The 3,024-nt window shown below is 39.5% G+C and carries 3 protein-coding genes and 1 pseudogene; 3 read left to right on the plus strand and 1 reads right to left on the minus strand.

Annotated features, from left to right (window positions below; translation table 11 throughout):
* Positions 1-234 (plus strand): annotated as a pseudogene (purT, locus tag ACXJIE_RS07310) (phosphoribosylglycinamide formyltransferase 2); the annotation flags it as partial.
* A 4-nt stretch (positions 235-238) separates the two neighbouring features.
* On the opposite strand, the gene ACXJIE_RS07315 reads toward purT, so the two are convergent.
* Entirely contained in the window at positions 239-1,552 is a 1,314-nt protein-coding gene (locus ACXJIE_RS07315) for an SLC13 family permease (protein ID WP_456480313.1), read from the minus strand.
* 99 nt (positions 1,553-1,651) lie between these two features.
* On the opposite strand from ACXJIE_RS07315, the gene ACXJIE_RS07320 reads away from it, so the two are divergent.
* On the plus strand, positions 1,652-1,990 hold the full coding sequence (locus ACXJIE_RS07320) for a P-II family nitrogen regulator (RefSeq protein ID WP_456480314.1): 339 nt from the start codon (positions 1,652-1,654) through the stop codon (positions 1,988-1,990).
* A 54-nt stretch (positions 1,991-2,044) separates the two neighbouring features.
* Positions 2,045-3,024, plus strand: a 980-nt coding sequence (locus ACXJIE_RS07325; protein ID WP_456480315.1) for an ammonium transporter, incomplete at its 3' end; no start/stop codon positions are given.

The raw sequence follows: 3,024 nt of genomic DNA on the forward strand, positions 1-3,024 counted from the left end.
TTTGAATTTTTAACCCCCGGGGCAAGCGCAGCATTCAAATCGGACAAAGACTCATATACTCCGAAATTCGAAATAGATCCGGCAATTTTCGGCAAACATTCGAGATTTATCGTCTTCGGGAAACCGCAAGCACACCCGGGAAGAAGAATGGGAGTGCTTTTAGCAAGCGCCGAAACCGCAAAAGAGGCTCTTGAAAACGCCAAATCACTTATTACAAAGGTAAAAATCGTTTAGATTTTTACCTCCAGAAAAAATAACTTATCAGACTAAGGGCGATTACTCCGAATATATTCATAAAAAACCCTGTTTTAGCCATATCCTTTATTTTTAAATCCCCGCTCGCAAACGCTATTGCGTTAGGAGGAGTGGCAATCGGAAGCATAAACGCATAACTTGCCGCTATAGTGGCGCTCATAAGCAAAAATTCCTTGTTAACCGGCGAATGAAGGGAATAAATAATAGGAAGAACTATTGAAATAAGGGCGGTATTAGAGGTGATTTCCGTAGAAAAAGTCACAAAAGCCACTATTAGCATTAAAAACACAAAAGGCGTTAAATAACTGAATATGTCAAGATAAGACGCTATCTCCTTCGCAAGACCGCTTTTGCTGATTGCCATGGCTATCGAAAAACCGGCTCCGAAAAGAAAAATTATTTCAAAAGGGATTTTTTTACTGTCTTCCCACGTCAAAAAACCTATTTTAGGGAAAAACATCAATACGCCGAAACTTAAAAGTATGAGTTTGTCATTAAACCCAAGACCATTCCAAAAAGGTTTTATAGGGGAGTTTAAAAACAGCAGAACAATCAGGGCGGCCAAAATGTAAGAGAGCCTTTTTTGCTCCGGCGTCATTGCTTTTTTGTCTATTTTCAAATCAAACGAACCCTTTACGTTAAAAGAAAGAAGATAACTCATAAAAATTATCATAACGACCGCAAGCGGAAGCGTATAAATAATCCATTCGAAAAAAGTCAGATGCCTTAAATTGTGATCCTGCGCAAAACCTAAAAAAATAAGATTAGGCGGCGTTCCTATAGGGGTTATTATACCGCCGATACTCGCACCGTAGGCTACGGCTATGACAAGACGTTTTCTCACGTCGCTTTTGTCGCTTAAAAACATAGCCAAAGGAACAAGCAGCAAAGCGGTAGTGGTATTCGACAAAAAACTGCTTAAAACCGCGCTTGTGAATCCCAGCGAAAAAATCACCCCCCGCGGGGTTTTGGGAAACACCGAAAGCAATTTGTTTGCAATAATTTTGTGAAGACCTGTTTTTTCAGCGGCTATTGCGAGCAAAAAGCCCCCTAAAAACAGAAAAATAATGGATTTGGAATAATTTTGAGTCACCTCATTTGTACTCAATATCGAAAACGACGGAAAAAGAATAATCGGAAGCAGGGAAACGACACCTAAAGGCAGCCCCTCGTTTGTCCATAAAGCAACCAAAAACGAAATAATACCCACCACAAAAGCGTACTTTAAATTAAAAACACTTAAAGAAAGGACTCCTATACAAAAACCGATTAAAAAAGCAATCAAAATCTTTTTCATTGCTCATCTTTTCAAACTGATTAAAATTTAATCAGTTTATAGTTTAATTTAACCGAAATTGTTTATTACAATTACATTATACCAAAAAAAGGAGTGTTTATGAAAAAAATCGAAGCTATTATCAAGCCTTTCAAACTTGACGACGTAAAAGAGGCATTACTTGATATGGGAATTACAGGAATGACAGTCAGCGAAGTAAAAGGTCACGGACGCCAGCAGGGACATACGGAATTATACAGGGGTGCCGAATATATTGTGGATTTTCTTCCAAAAATCAAACTTGAACTAATCGTAAACGAAGCGGATGTGGAAAAAGTAATTGAAACAATCAGCGAATCGGCAAGGACGGGTAAAATCGGAGACGGTAAGATATTCGTAAGCCCGATTGAGAAAGTAATCAGAATAAGAACCGGGGAAGAAGACGAAGAAGCGATATAAGCTGCAAAAAGATAAAGTTTTTTAATCTGAACTATAAAATTAAAAGGGATAATAATGGATTTGTCTTGGGCGCTCGACACCTTGTTCACACTGTTTGCATTTATACTAATTATTCTTATGGTTCCGGGCTTTGCAATGCTCGAAGCCGGACTTGTAAGAACGAAAAACGTAACGGCGGTGCTTACGATAAACACAATGATTTATACAATTGCAAGCCTCGTGTTTTTTCTTTGGGGATACACACTTGCATTCGGAGGATGGGACTCAAGCGGTATGAGTATGTACGCCGCGTTTTTATTCCAGATGGCGTTCGTAGGAAAAACGGTAAACATTATGAGCGGGGGTGTTAGTGAAAGAACCAAAATCGTTCCGCTTGCAATATTCACCGTTCTTATGGCGGGAGTCATTTATCCTTTAATCGTAAACTGGACATGGGGTGCTGATATGTTAAAAGGAAGCTTTTTCGACATATCCTCAATGCATGATCTTGCAGGAAGCACGGTTATACACTCAACCGGTGCATGGGCTCTTCTTGCGGCCATTTTAATTATAGGCCCGAGAAAAGGAAAATATACTAAATCCGGAAGAACAAGGGTAATTCCGGCAAATAACATTCCGCTGGTGGTTTTAGGCGCTTTTCTTTTATGGATAGGATGGTTCGGATTTAATGGGGGAAGTGTAAGTAGCATTTCAAGCAAAGATGCGGCTAATATGGTGGCGCTAGTTATACTAAATACCAACAATGCAGGACTTATCGGAGGATTTACGGTATTTGTTTTAAGTTATCTGAAATATAAAAAATTCGATATTACTATGATATTAAACGGAGCTCTAGGAGGACTTGTAGCCGTTACGGCGGGTGCGGACGTTGTTAATCCTTATGAAGCGTTGATTATAGGCGCAATTGGCGGAATAATCATATTTTTTGCCGTTCCTTTTTTTGACAGGTTAAAAATAGACGACCCCGTAGGTGCGCTTTCGGTTCACCTTCTAAACGGTATATGGGGAACATTAGCTGCCGGTATATGGGGAGA

The sequence above is a fragment of the Nautilia sp. genome, from assembly GCF_053994455.1.